This is a genomic window from Silvania confinis (genome assembly GCF_025564085.1).
Taxonomy (GTDB): domain Bacteria; phylum Pseudomonadota; class Gammaproteobacteria; order Enterobacterales; family Enterobacteriaceae; genus Enterobacter; species Enterobacter confinis.
The window spans coordinates 653,800-680,033 of record NZ_JAMGZJ010000078.1 but is presented as its reverse complement, the minus strand read 5'-3'; the positions used below and the strand labels follow the sequence as shown (position 1 = coordinate 680,033).

25 protein-coding genes are annotated in these 26,234 nt (G+C 59.3%); 12 read left to right on the top strand and 13 right to left on the bottom strand.

From position 1 onward, the window contains the following. Positions 1-164: 164 nt before the first annotated feature. The 5 genes from astE to astC are packed head-to-tail and all read right to left on the bottom strand — an operon-like array spanning position 165 to position 6,191. The gene (gene astE / locus M8013_RS21130; protein ID WP_271269725.1) at positions 165-1,133 is read right to left on the bottom strand and encodes a succinylglutamate desuccinylase; all 969 of its coding nucleotides are present in this window, start codon (positions 1,131-1,133) and stop codon (positions 165-167) included. Positions 1,134-1,143: 10 nt separating this feature from the next. Then, complete coding sequence (astB, locus tag M8013_RS21125) at positions 1,144-2,469, bottom strand: N-succinylarginine dihydrolase (protein ID WP_271269724.1); 1,326 nt, start codon at positions 2,467-2,469, stop codon at positions 1,144-1,146. Then, the gene (gene astD / locus M8013_RS21120) at positions 2,456-3,943 is read right to left on the bottom strand and encodes a succinylglutamate-semialdehyde dehydrogenase (protein ID WP_271269723.1); all 1,488 of its coding nucleotides are present in this window, start codon (positions 3,941-3,943) and stop codon (positions 2,456-2,458) included. Before astD ends, astB begins: the two co-directional genes overlap by 14 nt. Further along, positions 3,940-4,974, bottom strand: coding sequence for an arginine N-succinyltransferase (gene astA, locus M8013_RS21115; protein WP_271269722.1), 1,035 nt, complete (start codon positions 4,972-4,974; stop codon positions 3,940-3,942). The genes astD and astA overlap by 4 nt, the downstream gene beginning before the upstream one ends. After that, complete coding sequence (gene astC, locus M8013_RS21110) at positions 4,971-6,191, bottom strand: succinylornithine/acetylornithine transaminase (RefSeq protein WP_271269721.1); 1,221 nt, start codon at positions 6,189-6,191, stop codon at positions 4,971-4,973. Before astC ends, astA begins: the two co-directional genes overlap by 4 nt. A 445-nt stretch (positions 6,192-6,636) precedes the next feature. Here astC and xthA point away from each other — a divergent pair, with 445 nt between their 5' ends. The 6 genes from xthA (at position 6,637) to M8013_RS21080 (ending at position 12,852) form a co-directional block, all read left to right on the top strand. Further along, positions 6,637-7,443, top strand: coding sequence for an exodeoxyribonuclease III (gene xthA, locus M8013_RS21105; RefSeq protein ID WP_271269720.1), 807 nt, complete (start codon positions 6,637-6,639; stop codon positions 7,441-7,443). Between the two features lie 3 nt (positions 7,444-7,446). Continuing rightward, the gene (locus M8013_RS21100; protein ID WP_271269719.1) at positions 7,447-8,133 is read left to right on the top strand and encodes a TVP38/TMEM64 family protein; all 687 of its coding nucleotides are present in this window, start codon (positions 7,447-7,449) and stop codon (positions 8,131-8,133) included. A gap of 20 nt (positions 8,134-8,153) precedes the next feature. Next, positions 8,154-9,317 carry an ABC transporter substrate-binding protein gene (locus M8013_RS21095; RefSeq protein ID WP_418939553.1) on the top strand — a complete coding sequence of 388 codons (1,164 nt, stop codon included), beginning with the start codon at positions 8,154-8,156 and terminating at the stop codon, positions 9,315-9,317. Next, entirely contained in the window at positions 9,290-10,825 is a 1,536-nt protein-coding gene (locus M8013_RS21090; RefSeq protein ID WP_271269718.1) for an ABC transporter permease family protein, read from the top strand. The genes M8013_RS21095 and M8013_RS21090 overlap by 28 nt, the downstream gene beginning before the upstream one ends. Beyond that, positions 10,825-11,457: an ATP-binding cassette domain-containing protein gene (locus tag M8013_RS21085; protein ID WP_271269717.1), complete on the top strand. Its 633-nt coding sequence runs from the start codon at positions 10,825-10,827 to the stop codon at positions 11,455-11,457. The genes M8013_RS21090 and M8013_RS21085 overlap by 1 nt, the downstream gene beginning before the upstream one ends. 87 nt (positions 11,458-11,544) lie before the next feature. Continuing rightward, positions 11,545-12,852, top strand: a complete 1,308-nt coding sequence (locus tag M8013_RS21080) for a sulfurtransferase (protein ID WP_271269716.1) — start codon at positions 11,545-11,547, stop codon at positions 12,850-12,852. 11 nt (positions 12,853-12,863) lie between these two features. Here M8013_RS21080 and M8013_RS21075 read toward each other — a convergent pair whose 3' ends face one another. Next, positions 12,864-13,481, bottom strand: a complete 618-nt coding sequence (locus M8013_RS21075; protein ID WP_271269715.1) for a CDP-alcohol phosphatidyltransferase family protein — start codon at positions 13,479-13,481, stop codon at positions 12,864-12,866. Then, on the bottom strand, positions 13,474-14,046 hold the full coding sequence (locus M8013_RS21070; protein ID WP_271269714.1) for a carboxymuconolactone decarboxylase family protein: 573 nt from the start codon (positions 14,044-14,046) through the stop codon (positions 13,474-13,476). The genes M8013_RS21075 and M8013_RS21070 overlap by 8 nt, the downstream gene beginning before the upstream one ends. 69 nt (positions 14,047-14,115) lie before the next feature. Between M8013_RS21070 and M8013_RS21065 the strand changes: the two genes are divergently transcribed. Beyond that, entirely contained in the window at positions 14,116-14,532 is a 417-nt protein-coding gene (locus M8013_RS21065) for a pyrimidine (deoxy)nucleoside triphosphate diphosphatase (protein ID WP_271269713.1), read from the top strand. Here the strand turns inward: M8013_RS21065 and M8013_RS21060 are convergent. Beyond that, the gene (locus M8013_RS21060) at positions 14,492-14,767 is read right to left on the bottom strand and encodes a YnjH family protein (RefSeq protein WP_271269712.1); all 276 of its coding nucleotides are present in this window, start codon (positions 14,765-14,767) and stop codon (positions 14,492-14,494) included. The two genes, M8013_RS21065 and M8013_RS21060, sit on opposite strands and share 41 nt — an antisense overlap. Before the next feature lie 235 nt (positions 14,768-15,002). On the opposite strand from M8013_RS21060, the gene gdhA reads away from it, so the two are divergent. Continuing rightward, positions 15,003-16,346 (top strand): NADP-specific glutamate dehydrogenase, encoded by a 1,344-nt coding sequence (gdhA, locus tag M8013_RS21055; protein WP_271269711.1) that lies wholly within the window; start codon positions 15,003-15,005, stop codon positions 16,344-16,346. A gap of 71 nt (positions 16,347-16,417) precedes the next feature. Here the strand turns inward: gdhA and M8013_RS21050 are convergent, their stop codons facing one another. From M8013_RS21050 to M8013_RS21040, 3 genes are all read right to left on the bottom strand, one after another. Next, positions 16,418-18,325 carry a DNA topoisomerase III gene (locus M8013_RS21050; protein ID WP_271269710.1) on the bottom strand — a complete coding sequence of 636 codons (1,908 nt, stop codon included), beginning with the start codon at positions 18,323-18,325 and terminating at the stop codon, positions 16,418-16,420. Between the two features lie 4 nt (positions 18,326-18,329). Then, a complete protein-coding gene (gene selD / locus M8013_RS21045; protein ID WP_271269709.1) occupies positions 18,330-19,373 on the bottom strand; it encodes a selenide, water dikinase SelD in 1,044 nt (347 codons plus the stop codon). Between the two features lie 118 nt (positions 19,374-19,491). Then, entirely contained in the window at positions 19,492-20,046 is a 555-nt protein-coding gene (locus M8013_RS21040; RefSeq protein ID WP_271269708.1) for an NAD(P)H nitroreductase, read from the bottom strand. 165 nt (positions 20,047-20,211) lie between these two features. Between M8013_RS21040 and sppA the strand changes: the two genes are divergently transcribed. The 4 genes from sppA (at position 20,212) to chiD (ending at position 25,271) form a co-directional block, all read left to right on the top strand. Next, positions 20,212-22,068: a signal peptide peptidase SppA gene (sppA, locus tag M8013_RS21035; RefSeq protein WP_271269707.1), complete on the top strand. Its 1,857-nt coding sequence runs from the start codon at positions 20,212-20,214 to the stop codon at positions 22,066-22,068. A gap of 59 nt (positions 22,069-22,127) precedes the next feature. Continuing rightward, complete coding sequence (gene ansA / locus M8013_RS21030) at positions 22,128-23,144, top strand: asparaginase (RefSeq protein ID WP_271269706.1); 1,017 nt, start codon at positions 22,128-22,130, stop codon at positions 23,142-23,144. Positions 23,145-23,153: 9 nt separating this feature from the next. Beyond that, the gene (gene pncA, locus M8013_RS21025; protein WP_271269705.1) at positions 23,154-23,795 is read left to right on the top strand and encodes a bifunctional nicotinamidase/pyrazinamidase; all 642 of its coding nucleotides are present in this window, start codon (positions 23,154-23,156) and stop codon (positions 23,793-23,795) included. Positions 23,796-24,017: 222 nt separating this feature from the next. Beyond that, positions 24,018-25,271 carry a chitinase ChiD gene (gene chiD, locus M8013_RS21020; protein ID WP_271269704.1) on the top strand — a complete coding sequence of 418 codons (1,254 nt, stop codon included), beginning with the start codon at positions 24,018-24,020 and terminating at the stop codon, positions 25,269-25,271. Positions 25,272-25,326: 55 nt separating this feature from the next. On the opposite strand, the gene M8013_RS21015 is transcribed toward chiD, so the two are convergent. After that, on the bottom strand, positions 25,327-25,605 hold the full coding sequence (locus tag M8013_RS21015) for a YeaC family protein (protein WP_271270173.1): 279 nt from the start codon (positions 25,603-25,605) through the stop codon (positions 25,327-25,329). A gap of 42 nt (positions 25,606-25,647) precedes the next feature. Then, positions 25,648-26,061: a peptide-methionine (R)-S-oxide reductase MsrB gene (gene msrB, locus M8013_RS21010; RefSeq protein WP_271269703.1), complete on the bottom strand. Its 414-nt coding sequence runs from the start codon at positions 26,059-26,061 to the stop codon at positions 25,648-25,650. Positions 26,062-26,234 lie beyond the last annotated feature (173 nt).

Genomic DNA, 26,234 nt, shown 5'->3' with positions numbered 1-26,234 from the left:
AAATATTCAAAGCGATGATTTTAAAGAGATTATGAAGGAGTATAACGGCAAGGCGACTAATAATAAAGCAAACATCCAGGAATAATCCGCAATAAATCGATAGCCGCAAGAAATGGTTAGCAAAATAATGAACCCCGGCCGTTACGCTGACCGGGGTCGAATAATCAACAGGTGACTTTTTCCAGCATCAGCCCGGCTCGCAGGCCAAACGCCACGCCGGGATTAGGAAACAGGACATACTCCGTCTGTTTTTGCACTTCATAGCGATCCTCTCCGTCTTCCGCCAGCAATACGCCGTGACGAAACGGCGTGAAGTTCAGCGTATGGGCTGCCATATGCAGGCGAAAAGCCTCGCTCCGCCGGGTGATCTGCTGCACCACCTGATAGCGCTCAACGGTTCCGCTGTGCGTCTGCGGAGCTTCTCCACCCAGCAGCGCGTGCAGCGCCTGGTAGGTGGCGGTAAAGCGCGTCAGGTCGTTGTGACCAAACGGCAGCGCCTTTCCCAGTTCCAGAGTGCAGGCCAGCGCGCCAAAGCGCTCGCTGCTGAAATGGGTAAAGGTCCCGCCCGGCGCCTGATGGAACACCAGCGCTTCCAGCCCGGCATCCCCCAGCCACTGTAAAAAGGGTTCATCCCACGGCTGGCTGCGCTGTGGCAGTACGCCAAAACGCTCGTGGTAGGAAGCGCGGATAGCGGTATGCAAATCGAGGTGCCAGCGCTCATCGCTGGCCTGCTGATAAAACGCCGCAACCGCGTCTTCCAGCAGCGTCACCCGCGCCGTCTCCGCACAGGCCGGGAACTGCGCCCCGCGACCGCCGAACAGGCGATTGAGATCGCAAGTCAAATAGCGTTTGTTGGCGGCCAGCGCCGGAGGATTGCCAAAGATAATCAGCACCCGACAGCGCAGGGTCAGCTCACCGCAAAACAGCGCGCCCACCAGCCTGTCGACAATTTCAACCGGGGCGGTTTCATTGCCGTGGATCCCGGTAGAGAGCACCAGCGCGCGCGCGCTGGTCACCTCCGGGGTTAACTCGAGCACACCGGCTGCCCGCCAGCACCAGTGAAACGAGGGTCCCGCACCTTCTCGCTGTGCAGGCGTTGCATCTGCCAGCGTCAGCGCCAGAAAGTTTTCCATCACGCCTCCTCTATTGCTGGAACGGGTAAACCGAACCCAGCTGCAGGATCCGGGTCAGTTCATCCAGTGCCTCGCGCCCTTCGTGCAGCAGCTGCGGATCAATCAGATCGGCCTGGGTCAGTCGATCGCGATAGTAACGATCCACCCAGTCATTCAGCGTGGTAAACAGGGTGTCGTTCATCATCACCGCCGGATTCACCGCTCGCTGCTCGTCTGCCGTCAGCACCACGCGCAGGCGCAGACACGCCGGGCCGCCACCGTTGGCCATGCTTTCACGCAGATCGAATACCTTAAGCTCGCTGATCGGGTTATCGTCCGCCACCAGCTCGCTGAGATAGCGCCAGACGCCCGCATGATCCTGTGACTCCTGCGGCAGGACCAGCATCATGCTGCCGTCGTCCCGACTCAGCAGTTGGCTGTTAAACAGATAGGTTGCCACGGCGTCGTCAACGGAAACCGCCCCGCTCGGCACCTGAATGGGCGTAAAGCCCGGTACCCGCACGCTCAGGGTCTGGAACAACGCCTGTTGGCCAACGAACGCCTGCTCATGGCAGAACAGTACCTGGCGATTCGACACGGCGATCACGTCGTTATGGAATACGCCTTTATCGATCACCTGCGGGTTCTGCTGAGCAAACAGGATCTGCCCGGGATTAACCTGATTCAGTCTTGCCACCGCCTGGCTCGCGGCCAGGGTCTGGCGCGCAGGATAGCGGGCCGGTGCGGCATGGACCCCTTCGTCACGGCCAAACACAAACAGCTGCAGGCCCGGCTCGCCATAATCCCCGCCAAGGCGATTATGGTTGGCAGCCCCTTCGTCACCGAACATTGCCACCTGCGGCAGCGCGGTATGCACGCTAAAGCGAGTCTCATCGCGGAAAATCGCCCGCAGTACCTGTTCGGTGGTCACCGCTTCGCTGGCACGGTGGAATTTGTTATTCAGGTTGGCAACCGTCAGATGCACTTTGCCATCCAGCGTATCGGCCGAAGGCGCCACGGTCGCGGCATTCGCTACCCACATAGATGAAGCCGAACTGGCAGCGGAGAGCAGCTGTGGCACCTGGGTTCCGGCTTTTTCCACCACCTGCTCATCGGTACCGGTAAAACCCAGCTGGCGCAGAACGCCGACGTTTGGCCGCTCCTGCGGAGGGATCACCGCCTGAGGAAAACCCGCATCCGCCAGCGTTTTCATCTTTAGCAGCCCCTGCTTTGCCGCCAGCTTCGGGTTAGAGACCTGAAAACGGTGTTTCGTGGAGGCCTCGTTGCCGAACGACAGCCCGGCATAGTGGTGCGTGAGCCCCACCAGACCATCAAAGTTCACTTCACGCGCTTTCATGACGCTTCCCCCGTACGCATTCAAGGCCCGGACTCAGCTGTTCCGGCAGGACAATCGCCGGGGTTTCGAGGCTCGCCATCGGCCAGGCACAGTAATCCGCCGCATACCAGGCGCTGGCGCGATGGTTGCCGGACGCGCCGACGCCACCAAAAGGTGCCGTGCTGGCCGCACCGGTCAAAGGTTTGTTCCAGTTAACGATCCCAGCCCGCGCTTCCAGCAGCAGTTGGTCGAAGCGCGCGCGATCCGGCGATATCAACCCGCACGACAGGCCATAGCGGGTGGCATTAGCCATCGCGATAGCCTGCTCAAAGTCGTCATAACGCCAGACGCACAGCAGCGGGCCAAAGACCTCCTCGTCCGGCACAGCAGAAACGCCGGTCATCTCGACAATACCCGGGGTCAGCAGTGAGGTTCCGGCTTTCACCAGACGCGGGTCAAGCAGCGACTGGCCGCCACGCGCGACGTGCTCACGCCACACGTGATAGACATTTTTCGCCGCCTGCTCTGAAATCAAACCGCCGATAAACGGCTGTTCGTTGGCATCCCATGCACCGGGCACCAGCTGCGCAGTCGCCTCCACCAGTCGGGCAAGAAACGCATCGCCCTCTGCGCCACGCTTCACCAGCAGGCGACGTGCGCAGGTGCAGCGCTGTCCGGCGGTGATAAACGCTGACTGAATGGTCAAATGCACCGCCGCGTCGATGTCGGCCGGATCGTCAACGATCAGCGCGTTATTGCCGCCCATCTCCAGCGCCAGAATTTTTTCCGGCTGCCCGGCCAGCTGGCGGTGCAGTTGATAACCGGTTCCGGCGCTGCCGGTGAACAGCAGCCCGTCGATATCGGCCAGCGCGCTCAGCGCCTGCCCGGTTTCACGCCCGCCCTGCAGCAGATTGAACACGCCCGGCGGCAGCCCGGCCTGCTCCCACAGTTTCACCACCGCTTCACCGCTCCACGGCGTCAGCTCGCTCGGTTTGAAGAGCACGGTGTTACCCGCCAGCAGCGCTGGCACGATGTGGCCGTTCGGCAGATGGCCAGGGAAGTTATACGGCCCGAAGACCGCCAGCACGCCGTGCGGGCGATGACGCAGGGTGGCGGCACCGTCGGCCATTTCGGTATGTTGCTCGCCGGTACGGGTGTGATATGCCTTTACCGAAATGGTGATTTTATTGATCATCGCCGTGATTTCGGTGGCTGCCTCCCAGCGGGGTTTACCGGTTTCGAGGGCGATAACGCGAGTCAGCTCCTGCTTGTTGGCCTCCAGCAGGGCAGCAAATTTCTCCACAACCGTCTGACGCGCGGTAAAGGGCAGTCGGGCCCAGCCAGGGAATGCGCCACGCGCTGCACGACAGGCCTGTTCAACCTGCGCGGGACTGGCGTCAGCGCCCTGCCAGAGCACCTCCTGCCCCACCGGATTGTGTTTGGTTCGTGCCTCACCTTCACCCGTTACCCAGTCACCGTTAATCCATAAGTTCATACCGTTTTCTCCTCGGGGCACAGGCGTACCATGCGAATACGATCGCCTGCGCTGCATTTCAGGGCATCCAGCTGCGCGGGGGTCAGCACCAGACGTTCACAATCAGGGTCCACACGGATCAGCGTGGCGCGGAAATGGTCATACTGTTCATTGGCGACCAGGCAGGCTGGCCACTCGCCCGGTGCGGGCTGGCCTTCGGCCACCTCCACCAGACGGCTTTTGCGGATCGCCCGCACCCGGTCGATATCGCACTCCAGCGTCGGGCCGCCGTCAAAAATGTCGACATAGTTGCGGTAGCGAAAGCCCTCTTTCTCCAGCACCGCACGCGCCGGGGCGGTTTGCGGATGGACTTCGCCAATCACCGCCTGGGCTTCTTTGCTCAGGAAGTGGGTATAGATGGGGTGTTTGGGCATCAGTTCGGCAATAAAGGCTTTTTGCCCGGTGCCGCACAGATAGTCAGCGTGGCTGAATTCCATTGAGAAGAAGCGCTCGCCAAGGCTTTCCCAGAATGGCGAGTAGCCGGTTTCGTCGATCATGCCGCGCATCTCGGCCACCACTTTTTCGTTAAAACGATCGCGGAAGGCGGCCATAAACAGAAAGCGGGATTTCGACAGCAGGTAGCCGTTGCCCTCTTTGCGCCATTCCGGGTCGAGAAACAGGGTGCATAGCTCGCTGCTGCCGGTGTGATCGTTACTGAGAAACAGTGTCGGCAGCGCGTTATAGACATTCAGCTCTTTCGAGGCGTGCACCAGCGTGCCGACGCGGTAGTTGTACCAGGGATCGTTAAGCCCTACCGCCACTTCAATGGCGCAGATCCCCGCCACGGTGCCGGTATCGGATTCTTCCAGCACAAACACATAGCCTTGCTCGCCTTTCGGCAGCGTCCCTTGCCAGGTCTGCAGGGCGCGTTCAATGCGCGCCGAAAGCGTCTGTTCATCGACGGGAAGCGAAGTCAGCCCGCCTCCCGTTTTACCGGCAAGCTGCATGAGGGCGGGAAGATCGCCACGCTCAACGGGACGGATGACCATCATGATAACACCCCGGATTTCACCTGTTCACAGGCCAGCGCAAAGCGATCTAACCCGGTCTGCACCTCTTCTTCGCTGACAATCAGCGCCGGCGCAAACCGCACCACGTTAGCCCCGGCGATCAATACCATCACGCCCGCTTTTGCCGCTTCCTGTGAAATAAGTTTAGCTTTTCCGGCGAATTCGTCCGTGAGAACGCAGCCAATCAGCAGGCCCAGACCGCGAATTTCTTTAAACATGCCCGTTTTGCTGTTGATGGCGTCCAGACGCTCGACAAACCAGTCGTGGCGCTGCTTCACGCCGTTCAGCACTTCTGGGGTATTGATGATATCCAGCACCTTGCCTGCCACCGCCGACGCCAGCGGGTTGCCGCCGTACGTGGTGCCGTGGGTACCCACAGTCATCACCCGGGCAAATTTGTCGGTGGTCAGCATCGCCCCCACCGGGAAGCCGCCGCCGAGCGCTTTGGCAGTAGAAAGCACGTCCGGGGTCACGCCGTAGTGCATATAGGCATACAGCTCACCAGTGCGCCCTACGCCGGTTTGGACTTCATCAAAAATCAGCACCGCGTTGTGGCGGTCGCACAGGTCGCGCAAGCCCTGCAGGAAAGATTTATCCGCCGGCAGCACACCGCCCTCGCCCTGCATCGGCTCGACAATCACCGCGCAGGTGGTGTCGTCAATCAGCGCACTGGCGGACTGAAGGTCGTTAAATACCGCGTGACGAATGTCCGGCGGCAGCGGGGCAAAGTCCTGGGAATACGCGGGCTGACCGCCCGCGCTGACGGTAAACAGGGTGCGGCCGTGGAAGGCATTCTTGAAAGCGACAATCCCGCTTTTCTGGGTGCCAAAGTTATCGTGGGCATATTTCCGCGCCAGCTTCAGCGCCGCTTCGTTGGCTTCAGCCCCGGAGTTACAGAAGAACACTTTTTCAGCAAAGGTGGCGTCGATCAGGCGTTTGGCCAGCCGCAGAACCGGCTCGTTGGTAAAACCGTTACCGGTATGCCAGAACTTCGCCGCCTGGTCATTCAGCGCCTGACGCAGCGCCGGATGGGCGTGCCCCAGCGCGTTGACCGCAATTCCCCCGGCAAAGTCGATATACTCTTTACCCTGCTGATCCCACAGGCGTGAGCCCTCTCCCCGTACCGGAATAAAAGTCGCCGGAGCGTAAACCGGCATCATCCATTCATCAAAGTTTTCACGCGTAATTGACAGAGACATAGCGACCTCATCCGGGTAAATAAAAGGTTGATTAAATGTTAAATATTTATGTGTTTGCGCTGTAAATGTAGATTGCAGCGATCGTGCCAGCCAGCGAAAAAAATGCATAAACGAGGAGGTGAGACGAAATATCAACAGGTTACGACCTATTGTTATTCACTGTTATTGCATGGAAAGTGAATATTTTTGCAGTAAGCGCGGCTTTGCCGGAGGAAAAACAGAAATATTATTCAGAAGCCAAATATAATTCTGGAATTGTGATCGCTCGCGAAATTTGTGGACCCTTTACGCGCCATTCGAGGGCATCACGCGCCACAACGGTGCAAAAATTGCACTGTCGGCGAAATCTGTTGCAGTAATTGATGATTCCCGCCTGCCTGCGGCAGTCAGCCCAGCGAAATTCTGCTACCATCCTTGCACTATTCACCTTGCACTGGCAGCGACTATGAAATTTGTCTCTTTTAATATCAACGGCCTGCGCGCCCGCCCTCACCAACTGCAAGCCATCGTCGAACAGCACCAGCCCGACGTTATTGGCCTGCAGGAGACAAAAGTTCACGATGATATGTTCCCTCTCGAAGAGGTGGCGAAGCTCGGTTACAACGTCTTTTACCACGGCCAGAAAGGCCATTACGGCGTGGCCCTGCTGACCAAAGAGACGCCTGTTTCCGTGCGTCGTGGTTTTCCGGGCGATAACGAAGAGTCTCAGCGCCGCATCATCATGGCGGAAATCCCCTCGCCGCTGGGAAACATTACCGTCATCAATGGTTACTTCCCGCAGGGCGAGAGCCGCGACCACCCGCTGAAGTTCCCGGCCAAAGAGAAGTTCTACCAGGACCTGCAGTCATTCCTCGAAACCGAGCTGAAAAAAGAGAATCCGGTGCTGATCATGGGTGACATGAATATCAGCCATACCGATCTGGATATCGGCATCGGGGAAGACAGCCGCAAGCGCTGGCTGCGTACCGGAAAATGTTCCTTCCTGCCGGAAGAGCGCGAGTGGATGGCACGTCTACTGGACTGGGGTCTGGTGGATACCTTCCGCCACGCTAACCCACAGACGCTGGACCGTTTCTCCTGGTTTGATTACCGCTCCAAAGGCTTCGATGACAACCGTGGTCTGCGTATCGACCTGCTGCTGGCAAGCCCGGTGCTGGCCGAGCGCTGCATCGAAACCGGGATCGACTATGACATTCGCAGCATGGAAAAACCGTCCGATCACGCCCCGGTGTGGGCCAAGTTCAGCGTGTAATGAATGACCGCGTACGGCCGTAAAATCACTTTTCTGTGCGCCCTTCTGGGCGCATTTGTCATTATCGTGACGCAATTACCGCCCGGCTTGCTGACGCTTGGTTCTCTGCAGGTCCATCATCAGGCGTTGCTGGATTATTGCCAGCAGGCACCGCTGCAAAGCGCGGCCCTCTTTTTCGCGGCCTACGTGCTGGTGACCGCCCTGTCCGTGCCGGGCGCCGCCGTGCTCACCTTGCTCGGCGGGGCACTGTTCGGGCTGTGGCCGGGGATCCTGCTGGTGTCGTTCGCCTCCACGCTTGGGGCGACGCTGGCGATGCTGGCCAGCCGCTATCTGCTGCGCGACTGGGTCCAGCGCCGCTTTGCCGGGCCGATGCACACCGTTAATGACGGGGTGGCGCGCAGCGGGGCGTTTTATCTGTTTGCCCTGCGCCTGATGCCGCTGTTTCCGTTTTTCCTGGTGAACCTGCTGGCGGGCGTGACCACCCTTGGCGTGCGCCGCTACTGGTGGGTCAGCCAGGCCGGGATGCTGCCTGGCGCCGTTGTCTACCTCAATGCCGGGCACCAGTTGGGGCAGGTAGCGTCGCTGCGTGATATCCTTTCGCCCGGCGTGGTTTTTGCCTTCACGCTGCTGGGCGTGCTGCCGCTCATTACCCGCTGGCTGTTGGCCCGCGTTTCCCGACCTTCTCCATAACAGGGGGCATCATGCGCCGTGTGCGTTTTTGCATGTTACTGACCGGTCTGCTGCTTGCAGGCCCGGCGCTGGCTGATGACAGCTGGCAAAAAATCAAAGAAGAAGCCCACGGCCAGACCGTCTGGTTTAACGCCTGGGGCGGCGATACCGCGGTAAACCGCTATCTCGACTGGGTCAGCGGCGAGATGAAAAGCCATTACGCCATCAACCTGAAAATTGTCCGCCTGGCGGATGCCGCCGACGCGGTGAAGCGTATCCAGACCGAGGCCAGTGCCGGGCGCAAAACCAACGGTTCTGTCGATCTGCTGTGGGTGAACGGCGAAAACTTTCGTACCCTGAAAAGCGCCGGGCTGGTACAGACCGGCTGGGCGCAGACGCTCCCCAACTGGCGCTATGTCGATACCACCAAACCGGTCACCGAAGATTTTGCAATCCCGACCGAGGGGGCCGAATCCCCGTGGGGCAGCGCGCAGTTGACCTTTATCGCCAGCCGCCAGCAACTGCCTGCACCGCTGGCCGACTCACAAGCGCTGTTTGATTACGCCCGCCAGCACCCCGGCACCGTGACCTACCCGCGCCCGCCGGATTTTACCGGTACCGCGTTTTTGCAGCAGATCCTGCTGACGCAAACCACGCAACCCGACGCGCTGAAACAGCCCCCTGACGACGCCACTTTCGCCGCTGTGACGGCCCCGCTGTGGGCGTATCTGGATAAACTGCATCCGTTCCTGTGGCGCAATGGCAAAGACTTCCCCCCGTCGCCCGCGCGGATGGATGCCCTGCTGGCCGCTAAAAGCCTGAACCTCTCCCTCACCTTTAACCCGGCTCACGCCCGGCAAAAAGTCAGCAGCAAAGAGCTGCCGCCGGACAGCTATAGCTTTGGTTTTCAGCAGGGAATGATCGGCAACGTCCATTTTGTGACGATCCCGGCCAATGCTTCTGCCACGGCGGGCGCGAAAGTGGTCGCTAACTTTTTGCTCTCTCCACCGGCGCAGATCCGCAAGTCGGATCCAGCCCACTGGGGGGATCCGAGCGTGCTCGAACCCAACACACTGCCCGCCGCTGAGGCCGCAGCGCTGCGTCAGTTTATGCCAACCGGGTTACCCACCACGCTCGGTGAGCCGCATGCTGCCTGGGTGAATGCACTGGAGCAGGAATGGCTGCGCCGATACGGCACCCACTAAGCTGGCTGGCCTGGCTGCTGCTGCTTGCCATCTACCTGCCGCTGCTGCCCGCGTTCGCCCTGCTGCTGCCGCCCGTCTTCTCGATAGAAACCTGGCGGGCGCTGGCTGCAGATAGCCAGCTTGTGCAGGCGCTTGTCGCCACCCTGGTCTCGACGCTTATCGCCGCCGCCGGGGCGCTGCTGCTGGCGCTGACGGTGGTTGCCGCCCTGTGGCCCGGCAGCCGTTGGCGACGGCTCTGTTCACATCTGCCGTGGCTGCTGGCGATCCCCCATGTAGCCTTTGCGGTCAGCGTGCTGCTGATTTTCGCCGAAGGCGGTGCCCTGTACCGCGTCTGCAGCTTCTGCTCGCCGGTAGCCGATCGCTACGGCATCGGCCTGGGGCTGACTCTGGCGGTTAAAGAGAGCGCCTTTGTGATCTGGGCGATTTATGCCTCACTGCCGGAAAAAGAGCTGGCAAACAAGGTCACTGTGTTGCGTTCGCTGGGCTACGGCCGCTGGCAGGCGCTGCGCTGGCTGATCCTGCCCGCTATCGCCCCGGCGCTGGGAGCGGTGATGCTGGCAACGATCGCCTGGTCGCTGTCGGTGGTGGATGTGGCGCTGATCCTCGGACCGGGTAACCCGCCCACGCTGGCGGTGCTGGCCTGGCAGTGGCTCTCGCAGGGGGATGCCAGCCAGCAGGCTAAAGGGATGCTGCTGTGCGTGATCCTGCTGGTGCTGCTGGAAATCATCGCCGTTGCGCTGTTTTTCGGCTGGCGACGCTGGCAGCGCGGGATACCCGGCGTCTCAGGCGTGCGTTCTGCTCCGCGTCCGCTGAGGATGGGTCGCGCCGTCGGCCTGCTGCTGCCGCTCATTGGGCTGCTCAGCGTAGTGGTGCTGGCGGTGGTGGCGCGCGACAGCACGTTTTCCCGCGACAACGCGGCAACCAGCCTGGCGCTGGGCGTTTGCTCTGCGGCCATTGCGCTGGGGGTCATTCTGCTGTGGCTGGAGTGGGGACCGCAGCGCGGGGCCTTCTGGGTCTGGCTGCCGCTGGCGCTGCCCGCCCTGCCGCTGGTCGCCGGGCAGTATCAGCTGGCGTTGCAGTTGCATCTCGATGGCCAGTTTATCGCCGTGCTGTGGGGGCATCTGCTGTGGGTGCTGCCGTGGATGCTGCTGGTAATGCAGCCAGCGTGGCGCAGGCTCGATCCGCGCCTGCTCCTTATCGCCCGCACGCTCGGCTGGGGGGCGGGCAAAATCTTCTGGCTGGTCAAATGCCCGCAGATGATCCGCCCGGCCCTCACGGCGTTTGCGGTCGGGTTTTCAGTGAGTATGGCGCAATACCTGCCTACCCTCTGGCTCGGCAGTGGACGCTTTGGCACCTTCACCACCGAGGCGGTAACGCTCAGCAGCGGTGGCAGTAGCGCGGTCCTGGCGGCGCAGGCGCTGTGGCAACTGCTGCTACCCGCGCTGGTGTTTGCCGCCTGCGTGGCTTTATCCCGGCTAATTGGCCGCTTCCGACAGGGGTTACGTTAATGCTGATGGTCACCGATTTTTCGCTGTCTCTGCGCCAGACTACGCTGCTGCATCAGGTCAGTTTCAGCGTGCAGCCCGGCGAGATCCTCACCCTGATGGGCCCGTCCGGCAGCGGCAAATCGTCACTGTTCGCCTGGATGGCCGGGGCGCTGGCCGGTGATTTTCGCGCCGAGGGGGAGCTCTGGATCAACGCCCGCCGCTGCGATAACCTGCCGACGGAACAGCGCGGGCTGGGGCTGCTGTTTCAGGATCCGCTCCTGTTTGAGCACTTTAGCGTCGGGCAAAATTTACTGCTGGCGCTGCCCGCGACGATCAAGGGCGATCGGCGTAAAGCACAGGTGCTGGATGCCCTGAACGCCGCCGAGCTGGAGGGCTTTTTTCATCGCGATCCTGCCACCCTTTCCGGCGGCCAACGCGCCAGAGTCAGCCTGCTGCGCGCCCTGCTGGCACAGCCGCAGGCGCTGTTGCTTGATGAGCCCTTCAGCCGTCTGGATCAACACCTGCGGGCGCAGTTTCGCCGCTGGGTGTTCGCCGAAGCGCGCGCGCGCGGGATCCCCGTGGTGCAGGTGACACACGACGAGGCCGACGTTCCCGCCGACGGTTGCCTCCTGCCAATCGCAAACTGGCAATGAATCGTCCTGCAACCTGCGCAAACGCAACGTTTTCTGTGGCGCAGGTTGCCACAATCAGCGCTCATTTCTTTCCGTACGGGCATTTCGATGAAACGTGTTTCTCACCTGACCGCGCTGACCACCGCTTTAGGTCTCGCCTCTTTCTGTACTTTCGCCGCTGACATGGCGCATTCCCTGACCCTCGCACAACTGCAACAGCAGCAGGGCGCAATCGTTGATACCCGCGCCAGCGCCTTTTACAACGGCTGGCCGCAGGCGCTGAACGGCCCTTCCGGGCATGAACCTGCCGCCCTGAATCTCTCCGCCAGCTGGCTGGGCGCGATGAACGCAACGCAGCTTAGCGCCTGGGCTACACAGCACCAGCTGACGCCCACTACCCCGGTCGCGTTATACGGCAACATTGCTGATAATCAGGCGGTAAAAACGCGGCTGGAGCAGGCGGGCTTTACCCACGTCACACTGCTCAGCGATGCCCTGCAAACGCCGGATCGCCTCCAGCGTCTTGCCCATTTCGAACAGCTGGTTTATCCCCAGTGGCTGCATCAGCTGCAGCAGGGTAAATCGGTTGCCGCTGCCCCGGCCGGGGAGTGGAAAGTGATTGAAGCCGCCTGGGGCGCGCCTAAGTTTTATCTGCTGAACCATATTCCCGGCGCGGGTTACATCGACACCAACGAAGTCGAAAGCGAGCCGCTGTGGAACAAAGTGTCCGATGCGGATCTGAAAGCGATGCTGGCGAAACATGGGATCCGCCATGACACCACGGTGATCCTCTACGGACGCGACGTGTATGCCGCCGCGCGCGTGGCGCAAATCATGCTGTATGCCGGGGTGAAGGACGTGCGTCTGCTGGATGGCGGCTGGAAAGCCTGGGACGATGCGAAACTCCCGGTCGAACGCGGCACGCCAGATAAGGTGCAGCCCGCACCCGACTTTGGCGCGCCGATCCCCGGTCAACCGCAGCTGATGCTGGATATGGAACAAGCTCGCGGCCTGCTGCATCGTAAAGACGCGTCGCTGGTGAGTATCCGCTCGTGGCCTGAATTTACCGGCGTCACCAGCGGCTACAGCTATATCAAGCCAAAGGGTGAGATCCAGGGCGCACGCTGGGGCCATGCGGGCAGCGACGCCACCCACATGGAAGATTTCCACAACCCGGACGGCACCATGCGCAGCGCGGCAGACATCGCCGCCATGTGGAAGCAGTGGAACATTCTGCCGGATCAGCAGGTCGCGTTCTACTGCGGTACCGGCTGGCGTGCCTCCGAAACCTTTATGTATGCCCGGGCAATGGGCTGGAAAAATGTCGGCGTCTACGACGGCGGCTGGTACGAATGGAGCAGTCACCCACAGAACCCGGTCTCAACCGGCGAGCGTGGTCCAGACAGTTCCCTGTAACCCGTCCCTTACTAACGCTGCGTGTTTTTCAGCGTCAGATACCCGCTCCAGATGCGCGTTGTGGTGGTCAGCCAGCACAGCGCGCCAAAACCCCACGCCAGCCACGCAAAGTGCGCCGGAAACAGGCAGCACAGCGCAAAAAGCAGCAGCGTTTCCGTTCCTTCCGTCAGCCCGCCAAGATAGTAAAACGACTTATGGGCATAGCCTGGATTGTCGATATCGTGTTTTGCCGCCAGCGCGGCAAAGGCCAGAAAACTGCTGCCGGTGCCGATAAAGGCAAACAGCAGCCAGGCCGCCGGCAGCGCGTTGTTGTCAGGATCGGCCAGCGCAAAACCAAACGGCACCAGCGCATAAAACAGGAAATCGAGGGCGATATCGAGAAAGCCACCGGCATCGGTTAGCCCGCGCCGTCGCGCCAGCGCGCCATCCAGTCCGTCCAGCAGGCGGTTGAGCAGCACAGCCACCAGCGCCGCCAGAGTCCAGCCCAGCGCCAGAAACGGCAGCGCCAGCACCCCAACCGCAAAGCCGATCAGGGTGATCCCATCGGGGGTGATACCGGGTTTATCGAGTCTCGCCCCCAGCTGATTGAGCAGCGGCTTGAGACGGGGATGAAGGTGACGATCAAGCATCGCTTTTTTCTCCCGCGAGCGAACACAGCCCCTGGGAAGGGATATCCAGCGCCGCATTGAAGCGTGCCGACAGATTCTGAAAGGCGATAAGCGCGGTCATCTCGGTGATGGCATTGGCATCAAAGTAGCGGCACAGCTGGGTCTTGATGGCGTCGTCCACGGCGGGCGGCGTGGCGGTGACCGCCTCGGCGTAGGCCAGCGCGGCGCGCTCTTCCTCGCTAAACAGCGCGCTGTCGCGCCAGTGCTGCACGGCCTGAACCTTATCCAGCGCCCCGCAGCGTTCCGCCAGCCGCAACGAATTGGCATCAATACAAAACGCGCAGTGGCAGACCTGCGAGATGCGGGTCATCAGCAGCGATCGCAGTACCGGGTTGAGAGGCGATTTTTTGCGTTCCAGAAAACCGACAAATAGCGCCACCAGCCAGAACAGCCGGGGCATTCTTCCCCACCAGCGCAGCGGATTGAGCACCGCGCCGTAATGTTTTTTCTGCATCCTGGCAATCGGCGTTAAACTGGCGGGTATCGATTCGATGGGTTTAACCCAGGCGGGGGGCGTTTCGTTCACAGGAACCTCACGGGTAGCGGTTAAGTCCGCAAATATTATCTCTTTTTCTGACAACCATTATTGATGACCATGCTAAAAACACTCGATGTTGTCTGCGCTATTCTCGAACGGGATGGCAAAATTTTACTGGCGCAGCGCCCGGCTCACGCCGATCAGCCGGGGATGTGGGAATTTGCCGGGGGCAAAGTGGAAAGCGGTGAAACGCAGTCCGAGGCGCTGATCCGCGAGCTGCGCGAGGAGCTGGGCATCGACGTGCAGCCTACCCGCTACGTCGCCAGCCATCAGCGCGAGGTCTCCGGGCGCGTGATCGCTCTTCACGCCTGGCACGTCGCGCACGTTGTCGGCACGCCGGTGGCGTACTACCACAGCCAGCTGGTGTGGTGTTCGCCGCAGGAGGCGTTGACCTACGATTTAGCCCCGGCGGACATCCCGCTGCTGGAGGCCTTTATTCTTTTACCCGCCGCCACACCAGCGGATTGGTGCTGATCGCCTGGGGGTCGCGCTGGCACTGCAACAACACGCCCTCGGCTTTTACCACCGCCCCTTCTGAATAGTTCTGATCCTGATAGATGCAGCACTGATTACAGGGCTGCGCGCGCTGACCGCCGGAGCTAAAGACCTCTGGCGGCACGCTGACATCCACGTTCGAGCCAAATCGCGAGTCGGCCTGGCTGCCCGCAGAGAAAAGCCCTAATACAACAATCATCACCAAACGGTTCATCTTTGCTCTTCCTGTTGTGTCCTGATAATGACTATAACGGTAAATATCCCGCGAAGCTTTAATCCCTTCTGTCATCGCTTTTTGTTATGACGCGACCCGTTTAATGAATTTATCTTGACGCCGAAATTTTGCTTGCGTGTCAAAGCGCAACGGGTGGTATAGTCGAAAAACACAACATCACGCACATTTTTGTTACAAATAAAATAATCCCAATATATTAGAGGAACTTATAGTTATGGACCAGGCTTACTCTCTTGAATCCTTCCTGAACCGCGTTCAACAGCGTGACCCACATCAGAGCGAGTTTGCTCAGGCAGTACGGGAAGTCATGACCACTCTGTGGCCATTCCTGGAACAAAACCCCCGCTACCGTCAGATGTCGCTGCTTGAACGCCTGGTTGAACCCGAGCGCGTGATCCAGTTCCGCGTGGTGTGGGTTGATGACCGCAATCAGGTGCAAGTTAACCGTGCCTGGCGCGTGCAGTTCAACTCCGCCATCGGCCCGTTCAAGGGCGGCATGCGTTTCCACCCGTCGGTGAACCTGTCGATCCTCAAGTTCCTTGGCTTTGAACAGACCTTTAAAAACGCCCTCACCACCCTGCCTATGGGCGGCGGCAAAGGCGGGAGCGATTTTGATCCAAAAGGGAAAAGCGAAGGCGAAGTGATGCGTTTCTGTCAGTCGCTGATGACCGAACTGTACCGTCACCTGGGTGCGGATACCGACGTACCGGCCGGGGATATCGGCGTGGGCGGTCGTGAAGTAGGCTTTATGGCCGGGATGATGAAAAAACTCTCCAACAACAGCGCCTGTGTCTTTACCGGGAAAGGCCTCTCCTTCGGCGGCAGCCTGATCCGCCCGGAAGCCACCGGTTACGGTCTGGTCTATTTCACCGAAGCCATGCTCAAGCGTCACGGCCTGAGCTTTGAAGGGATGCGCGTGGCGGTTTCTGGCTCCGGCAACGTCGCCCAGTACGCTATCGAAAAAGCGATGCAGTTTGGCGCGCGCGTCATTACCGCCTCTGACTCCAGCGGCACCGTGGTCGATGAAGCGGGCTTCACTGCTGAAAAACTGGCGCGCCTGTGCGAAATAAAAGCCAGCCGCGATGGTCGCGTGGCGGATTACGCCCGTGAGTTCGGTCTGACCTATCTGGAAGGCAAGCAGCCATGGTCTGTGCCGGTAGACATCGCGCTGCCGTGCGCTACCCAGAACGAACTCGACGTTGATGCGGCACACATGCTTATCGCCAACGGTGTGAAAGCGGTTGCTGAAGGCGCCAACATGCCAACCACCATTGAAGCCACCGACCTGTTCCTGCAGGCGGGCGTACTGTTTGCACCGGGTAAAGCGGCTAACGCCGGCGGTGTCGCGACTTCCGGTCTGGAGATGGCGCAGAATGCGGCGCGTATGGGCTGGAAGGCAGAGAAAGTGGATGCGCGTCTGCATCACATCATGCTGGATATCCACCACGCTTGCGTCGAGTACGGCGGGGAAGACAAGCAAACCAACTACGTGCGCGGGGCAAACATTGCCGGGTTCGTGAAGGTGGCCGATGCGATGATGGGTCAGGGTGTGATTTAAGGTTGAGTCCAGTGCGGTCGGGGACCTTCACCCCGACCCTCTCCCACCGGGAGAGGGAGAAAACCGTTTTTTTACGCCGCACTCTTCTTCTTAAACTTTTTCTTCTTGTCGCCGCCGCCTGGCGCGACGATACCGCGAAAATCCCTCACTGGCGTCGTGCGCGCCTGGTTAATCAGATCGAATAACGTCCCCACCAGCGGCTGCATAAAGTCCTGGTAGCGGCACTGTTTTTCGCTGATTTGGGTGAGGATCGATTCCCAGTGCGCGGTCATGTCCGGCCTGGCCGCCATCTCCGGCAGAGAGTGGATCAACGCTCTTCCGGCATCCGACGAGAGGATAGACCGCCCCTTCTTATGCAGAAAACCGCGCTTGAACAGCAGCTCGATGATCCCGGCGCGGGTCGCTTCGGTTCCCAGACCGTCGGTGGCGCGCAGGATCTTCTTCAGATCTTTATCCTGTACGAAGCGGGCAATCCCGGTCATCGCCGACAGCAGCGTGGCGTCGGTGAAGTGACGCGGCGGCTGGGTCTGACGCTCCACCACTTCGCCCTTCTCGCACAGCAGTTCGTCCTCTTTTTTCACTACCGGTAACGGAGTGCCGTCGTTCTCTTCGTCACGCTCTTTATTGCCCAGCAGCGTGCGCCAGCCTGCCTCAGCCAGGAAGCGCGCCTTGGCAACAAATTTGCCTTTAGCGATCTCCAGCTCAATGACGCACTTGCGAAACAGTGCGTCCGGGCAGAACTGCATCAGATACTGACGCGCGACAAGGTGATAAACCTTCGATTCGTTGTCAGTCAGGTTGACGGAACTGCTGCGTGCGGTTGGGATGATGGCATGGTGGGCATCCACCTTTTTATCGTCCCAGCAGCGGTTGCGGGTATCCGGGTTGACCATCGGCTGCGGCATCAGATCGGGCGCATGGGCGGCAATGGCGTTCAAAACCGCGTGCCGCCCCGCAAAATGCTCTTCCGGCAAATAGCGACTGTCGGAACGTGGATAGGTAATGAGCTTGTGGGTTTCATACAGTTTCTGGCAGATATCCAGCACGTTCTGCGCGCTCATGCCGTAGCGTTTCGCCGCCTCGATCTGCAGCGCCGACAGGGAAAACGGCAGCGGTGCGGGTTCTGATTCCCGTTTATCGTTATAGCTGGTGACGATGGCTGGCTGGCCATCAATGCGCTTAACGACGTGCTCGGCCAGCGTTCGGTTGAGCAAACGGCCTTCTTCGTCCTGATGGGGTTCGCAAGCGTCGCTCGGCTGCCAGAGGGCGGTGAAGCGTTCGTCTTTCGGGGTGACGATATGGGCTTTGACTTCAAAGAAGTCTTTGGCGACAAAGTTCTCGATCTCTTCATCGCGGCGCACCACCAGCCCCAGCACCGGGGTCTGCACGCGTCCGACAGACAGTACCCCTTGATAGCCTGCGTTTCGCCCAAGAATGGTATAGGCGCGGGTCATGTTGATGCCGTACAGCCAGTCAGCGCGGGCGCGCGCCAGCGCTGACACGCACAGCGGGACAAACTCGCTGTTTGAGCGCAAACGTGAAATGGCGCGTTCAACCGCCTGCGGATTGAGGTCGTTTATCAGGCAGCGCTGCACCAGCTTGCGTTTTTCGGGCGCCAGGCTCAGGTAATCCAGCACCTCATCGACCAGCAGTTGCCCTTCTCTGTCCGGGTCACCGGCGTGGATCACTTCGGCGGCATCGTGCAGCAGACGCTTAATCACGTTCAGCTGTTTGGTCACCGACGGGCGCGGCTGCAGCTGCCACTTTTCCGGCACGATGGGCAGATCGTTAAGATTCCAGCGCGCGTAGCGGCTGTCGTAAGCATCCGGCTGGGCCTGCTCTAACAGGTGGCCGATACACCAGGTCACCACCTGCCCGTTGCCACATTCGATATAGCCATCGCCCTTGCGGTGCGGTTTAGGCAGCACTTCGGCGATGGCGCGAGCGAGGCTCGGTTTTTCGGCAATAAATAACCGCATTGAATTAACGGATCTCAATCATCGGACGACCACCCCTGGCGGTCACCAGCTCGCCAATGGCGGTCAGGGTGATGCCAAACTCGGCGGCAGTGGCCTGCGTTTCGGCTTCGGCCTCCGGCGTGACCGCCAGCAGCAGGCCGCCGGAGGTTTGCGGATCGCACAGCAGATCGCGCCACTCGGCTGGCATATCGCCCATCAAATGACCATAGCTGGCAAAGTTACGCTGCGTTCCGCCCGGGACCGCGCCCTGGGCAATATAGGCTTCGACGCCCGGCAGCTTCGGCACGTCCTGATAGCAGACCTGCGCCTGCACGCCTGCGCCCTGGCACACTTCGCTGAGGTGTCCCAGCAGGCCAAAGCCCGTGACATCGGTCATCGCCTTCACGCCGTCGATATTGGCAAACGCGGCACCGGCCAGGTTCATCTGGCACATCACCTCTGTCGCCAGCCCAACGTGCTCCGGTTGCAACAGCGATTTTTTCTCCGCCGTGGTGAGCACGCCAATGCCCAGTGGCTTAGTGAGGAACAGCTTGCAGCCCGCCTCGGCGGTACTGTTGCGTTTAACGCGCTCGGTCGGCACCACGCCGGTGACCGCGAGGCCAAAGATCGGTTCCGGGGCATCAATCGAGTGCCCGCCCGCCAGGGCAATACCCGCCTGCTGACAGGCAAAACGTCCGCCTTCAATCACTTCGCGGGCAATTTCAGGCGCGAGGGTGTTAATCGGCCAGCCGAGGATCGCAATCGCCATGATCGGCTTACCGCCCATTGCAAAGATGTCGCTGATGGCGTTAGTGGCAGCAATGCGGCCAAAGTCATACGGATTGTCGACAATCGGCATGAAGAAATCGGTGGTACTAATAACGCTGGTGCCGTTACCCAAATCGTACACTGCTGCGTCGTCGCGCGTTTCGTTGCCCACAAGCAGGTTCGGGTCGACAAACTTCGCCTGTTCGCTGTGCAGAATGGTTTCGAGCACTTTGGGGGAAATTTTACAACCGCAACCGGCTCCGTGGCTGTATTGCGTTAAACGAATGGTTTGCTCGCTCATAGACAATCTCCTTTTATAGCAATGACGTTATGGTAACGCTCATTCCATTACGTGGTAAGTATGACTGTCTGAATTCTGTGGTAGTTGCTCAGGATCCAGACAGTTTTGCGACGTCACATCAGAAATGGGTGACGAAAGGAGAGGTATCAGGCACGGAGACGGTGGTCGAGGCTTTCAGCTGCGGGGTACCGAGATAGAGGAAACCGACGATTTTATCGTCTGCGCCGCAGTTGAGGCCGTCGCGGACAATCGGGCTGTCGGTTAACGCGCCGCTGCGCCAGATGCCGTTAAAGCCCTGGGCGACGGCGGCCATCTGCATTGCCATCACCGCGCAACCTGCGGACATTTCCTGCTCCCACACCGGCACCTTGTGCTGCGGCTGGCATTTAGCCACGACAGCGATAATCATCGGCGCCCGGAACGGGGCGCTGCGCGCTTTTTCAATCGCCTTCTCATCCTGCGGATCGGCGGCTGTCGCCCCCTTTTCCAGCAGGGCGCTGAAACGCTCGCGGCCGTCATCCTGAATAATAAAGAAATGCCATGGCTGTAGCGTGCCATGATCAGGGGCACGCATTGCGGCGCGCAGGATGTTATCCAGCTGTTCGCCCGCCGGTGCGGGCTCCGCCAGACGCGACGCGCTACGGCGGTTAACAAGCAGTTCGAGTGCATCCATGGGTGAGCTCCTGTCTTAAAATTTACCCGAAATTAACACGACCGCAGATTTTGTTACAGCGTAGCGGGCGATTCCTGCTGACAAGTGGCGGTTGGGTCATTACGATAGCCCGACAATACCGTCCCTTGGCGACGGGAAAGGTCATAACCTGGACAGGGAGAATACATGCGAACCCTTTGGCGAATTATTGCCGGCTTTTTTAAATGGACGTGGCGACTACTGAATTTCGTCCGTAATCTGGTGATGAACCTCTTTTTCATCCTGTTAGTGATGGTGTGCGTGGGCGTCTGGATGCAGCTCAGCAGCGGCACGTCGTCGCAGCATGCCGGGCGCGGCGCACTGCTGCTGGATATCGCCGGGGTTGTGGTGGATAAACCGTCGACCAGCAACCGGATCGGGGTGATTGGCCGCCAGCTGTTTGGCGCGAGCGGTGACCGCCTGCAGGAAAACTCACTGTTTGATATCGTCGATGCCATTCGTCAGGCGAAAGATGATCGCAACATTACCGGCATCGTGCTGGATCTGAAAAACTTCGCCGGGGCAGACCAGCCATCCATGCAGTATATCGGTAAGGCGCTGCGCGAATTCCGTGACAGCGGTAAACCGGTGATTGCAGTGGGCGACAACTACAGCCAGGGGCAATACTATCTGGCGAGCTTTGCCAATAAAGTGTGGCTCTCGCCGCAGGGCACCGTCGATCTGCACGGCTTCGCCACCAATGGCCTCTATTACAAATCCCTGCTCGACAAGCTGAAAGTGACCACCCACGTGTTCCGCGTCGGCACCTATAAATCCGCAGTTGAGCCGTTTATCCGTGACGATATGTCCCCTGCTGCCCGCGAAGCGGACAGCCGCTGGATTGGCGAGCTGTGGCAAAACTATCTCGGCACCGTGGCCGCTAACCGTCAGATCACCCCGGCCCAGGTTTTCCCTGGCGCGCAGGCGATGCTCGACGGATTGCGTAAAGCCGATGGCGATACCGCGAAGTATGCTCTCGATAACAAACTGGTCGATGCCCTGGGTTCCAGCGCCGAGATTGAAAAATCCCTGACCAAGGAATTCGGCTGGAGCAAAGAGGATAAAAACTACAGCGCGGTCAGCTTCTACGACTATCAGGCACAGAAACCGTCCGATGTCGGTGACAGCATCGCCGTGGTGTTCGCCAACGGGGCGATCATGGATGGCGAAGAGACGCCGGGTAACGTCGGCGGTGATACCACTGCTGCGCAGATCCGCGACGCGCGCCTCGATCCAAAAGTGAAAGCGATCGTGCTGCGGGTGAACAGCCCGGGCGGCAGCGTCAGCGCATCAGAAGTGATCCGCGCCGAACTGTCCGCTGCCCGCGCGGCAGGAAAACCGGTAGTGGTGTCGATGGGCGGTATGGCGGCATCGGGCGGCTACTGGATCTCGACCCCGGCAAACTACATCGTGGCGAACCCGAGCACCCTGACCGGATCCATCGGCATCTTCGGAGTCATTAATACGGTCGAAAACAGCCTCGATTATCTGGGCGTGCATACCGATGGGGTGGCGACCTCGCCGCTGGCGGATGTCGCTGTCACCAAAGCGTTACCGCCGGAAGTGTCGCAGATGATGCAGCTCAGCATCGAGAACGGCTATAAGCGCTTTATCAACCTGGTTGCCGATTCCCGCAAGAAAACGCCTGAGCAGATCGACGAGATTGCGCAGGGCCACGTCTGGACGGGCCAGGACGCGAAGAACAACGGTCTGGTGGATAACCTTGGCGATTTCGATGACGCCGTGGCCAAAGCCGCTGAGCTGGCAAAACTGAAGCAGTGGCATATCGACTTCTATCAGGACGAGCCATCGTTCGTGGACAGAGTGATGGACAGCTTCAGCGGTTCTGTGCGCGCCATGCTGCCAGAAGCCATTCAGGCATACTTGCCTGCCCCGGTGGCGGTAGCCGCGAAAGCGGTGAAAGCCGAAGGCGATAAACTGGCCGCCTTTAACGATCCGCAAAACCGCTACGCGTTCTGCCTCACCTGCGCTAACGTGCGTTAATCCCCATCCCCTCTTCCATGAAGAGGGGATTTTTCTTTGAAGCCCAAGAACATTACATCATGCAGAAGAAATCAATTTATGTGGCCTATACCGGCGGTACGATCGGTATGCAGCGTTCTGAAAATGGCTATATTCCAGTCTCCGGCCACCTGCAACGCCAGCTGGCGTTGATGCCAGAATTCCATCGCCCTGAGATGCCGGACTTCACCATCCATGAATATGCCCCGCTGATGGACTCGTCCGATATGACGCCGGAAGACTGGCTGCATATTGCCGAGGATATTCAGGCCCATTACGACGACTATGATGGCTTTGTGATCCTGCATGGCACCGACACCATGGCGTTTACCGCCTCGGCGCTCTCCTTCATGCTGGAGAATCTGGGTAAACCGGTGATCGTCACCGGCTCGCAGATCCCGCTGGCGGAGCTGCGCTCTGACGGGCAGATTAATCTGCTTAATTCCCTGTACGTGGCGGCGAACTTTCCGATCAACGAAGTCAGCTTGTTCTTCAACAACCGGCTGTATCGCGGGAACCGTACCACCAAAGCCCACGCTGACGGCTTTGATGCGTTTGCCTCCCCTAACCTGGCGCCGCTGCTGGAGGCCGGGATCCATATCCGTCGCCTGGGCACCCCGCCGGCTCCCCACACCGCTGGCGAACTGGTGGTGCATCCGATCACCCCGCAGCCGATTGGCGTGGTGACGATTTATCCAGGCATCTCCGCAGACGTGGTGCGTAATTTCCTGCGCCAGCCGGTCAAAGCGCTGATCCTGCGCTCTTATGGCGTGGGCAATGCGCCACAGAACGGCGAGTTCCTGAAAGAACTGCAGGAGGCGAGCAGCCGTGGGATCGTGGTGGTAAACCTGACGCAGTGCATGTCCGGCAAGGTCAACATGGGCGGCTACGCCACCGGTAACGCGCTGGCGCATGCTGGGGTGATCAGCGGCTTCGATATGACGGTAGAGGCCACGCTGACTAAACTTCACTACTTACTCAGTCAGGATCTGGATGTGCAGTCGATTCGCACGGCGATGATGCAAAACCTGCGCGGCGAACTGACACCAGACGAATAAGGAGGCAGCATGAAACAGCGGGCCCTGTTACTGGTCGATCTGCAGAATGACTTTTGTGCCGGCGGCGCGCTGGCGGTTGCCGAAGGCGACAGTACCGTCGACGTGGCGAATACCCTGATTGCGTGGTGTAAAGCGCGCGACGAGGCGGTGGTGGCCAGCCAGGACTGGCATCCGGTGGATCATGGCAGCTTTGCCAGTCAGCACAATGTCGAGCCGTTTACCCTGGGTGAGCTGGACGGCTTGCCGCAAACCTTCTGGCCCGATCACTGCGTGCAGCACAGCGAAGGTGCCGAACTGCATCCGCTGCTGAATAGCCGTGCCGTTGACGCGGTCTTCCAAAAAGGTGAAAACCCGGAGATCGACAGCTATAGCGCCTTTTTTGATAACGGCCACCGGCAGAAAACCGGGCTGGATCAGTGGCTGCGCCACCATGAAATCGACGCGCTTATCGTGATGGGGCTGGCGACCGATTACTGCGTGAAGTTTACCGTGCTGGATGCGCTACAGTTGGGCTATACGGTGAATGTCATCACCGACGGCTGTCGCGGAGTGAATATTCAGCCTACGGACAGCAACCATGCGTTTATGGAGATGGCGGCAGCAGGCGCTACCCTGTATACGCTGGCGGACTGGCTGGAAACGCAGGCCTGATCGCTTTTGCCGGGTGGCGGCTTCGCCTTACCCGGCCTACAAAAAACGCGAAGGTAGGCCCGCGCAAGCGCAGCGCCGCCGGGCAAAATTCCCATAAGTCCCATAAAGTGAACTCCCTCGCACTCCCAACGAAGCGGCAATGCTACTCTTTTTTGGCACTTTTTTGCCACGCCATTACGTGGCGTGTTTGTTTTTTAACGTCAAAGTCAAAGAGGAACCGCTATGAAACGTTTGCCATTACTGGCAGCCTTGCCCCTGCTCTGCGCCTCCGTTGCGTCCGCCAGCACCCTGATGTCCGTCGGCTATTTTAACGGAGGCGGCGATGTCACCGCCGGGCCAGGAGGAGATATCAACACCCTGGATGTGCGCCAGATAACCCACCTGAACTACTCGTTTGGTCTGGTCTTTAACGACGAGAAGGATGAGACCAACGCCGCGCTAAAAGATCCGAGCAAGCTGCATCAAATCTGGCTTTCGCCGAAGGTCGCCGCCGATTTAGCGTTAATCCCTACCCTGCGCAAACAAAACCCGAATCTGAAGGTGCTGCTCTCCGTGGGCGGCTGGGGCGCGCGTGGCTTTTCGGGCGCAGCATCAACCGCTGAGACCCGTGCCGTGTTCATCCGTTCAGCACAGGACATCGTTGCAAAATACGGTCTGGACGGCATTGATCTCGACTGGGAGTTCCCGGTGAATGGTGCATGGGGCCTGGTCGCCAGCAAGCCAGAGGATCGGGATAACTTCACGGCCCTGCTGAAAGGCTTGCGTGAGGCGTTCGGCCAGAAAAAACTGGTCACCATTGCCGTCGGTGCCAACGCAGAAAGCCCGAAAAGCTGGGTCGATGTGAAGGCCGTTGCACCGCTGCTGGATTACATCAACCTGATGACCTACGACATGGCTTACGGGACGCAATATTTTAACGCCAACCTGTATGACTCCAGCGCCTGGCCAACTGTTGCCGCGGCAGATAAATACAGCGTCGACTTTGTGGTTAACAACTATCTGGCCGCCGGACTCAAGCCGCAGCAGATGAACCTGGGCATCGGGTTCTATGGTCGCGTACCGAAGCGCTCTGTTGAGCCCGGTATTGACTGGAGTAAACCGGATGCACAAAAAAATCCGGTGACACAGCCCTACTTTGGCCCACAGGAGATCGGCCTGTTCAAATCGCTGGGCTACGACCTGACCAAAGATACCTATGTGAAGTACAACGATATTGTGAAGACGCTGATAAACGATCCGCAGAAACGCTTTACCGAGCACTGGGACGATCAGGCTCAGGTGCCGTGGCTGTCCGTTACATCTGCCGAGGGCAAGGCGCTGTTTGCGCTGTCTTACGAGAACCCTCGTTCGGTCGCCATTAAAGCGGAGTACATCAAAGCCAAAGGACTGGCTGGGGCGATGTTCTGGGAGTACGGGGCAGATGACAACAACCAGTTGGCGAAGCAGCTGGCAGAGTCGCTGGGGATTAAGCACTAATGCAAGAGCGAAACGGCAACCACAGGTTGCCGTTTTTTATTAAAAAATCAGCAAGTTACTGCATTTTTAACGTTGCGATAGGCTTCGGGGTAATACCGAAATCTTCTTTCAGCTCCCGCTTACTCTTCATTACCATCTGACCCTGGGTGTCGATGGTCATGTGCTGCGCCTCAGTGTTGTGGCGCGCTTGCCACAGCATCACCAGTTGCAGGCAATTCTCTTTCTGTTCCGGCGTCAGGGCCACACCATCTGCCCATTTGCCGAGTTCAACTGCCGTCACCAGCCGCTGATAAACCTCCGGCGTCATGCCGTTCATCATCTCATCAATATTCATGCTCACCCGGGCTCCGAAGGAATAATTTGCTGAATCGATTTTTCAACCTTTAGTCTGGTCGCCATTCTGGTCATCAGTGAAGCTTAATGAGGCAGAATTGACGCAGAAACGCTCGCCGGTCGGCTGAGGACCATCCGGGAAGACGTGGCCGAGATGGGCGTCACAGTTTCCGCAGCGGATCTCGATGCGCTGCATACCGTGGGTGCTGTCGTCCAGGTAACGAACCGCCTCTTCGCTGACCGGCTCGTAGAAACTCGGCCAGCCGCAGCCGGAATCGTATTTGCTCTGGGCGTTAAATAAAGCGGCATCGCACACCAGGCAATGGTATACGCCATCCCGCTTGTTATGCAGCAGACGGCCGGTAAACGGCGGTTCGGTGCCGCGATTTTGGGTTACGTAGAACTGCATTTCTGTAAGGTTTTTTTTGAGTTCTTCTGGGTTTTGTTGATTCGACATAGGCTGACATCTCACCGTTGAAACTGACAACTTTTAACGTCGATTCTAACAAAACATTAACACTGGAGTATGAACTTTTGTTCTAAACTTACTCGTCGCGTGCAGGCACACAGTGAAATGTGATCTACTCCACATTTTTATCTGGGGAGCCCTTTAAAATTCCGGGCGCAGCC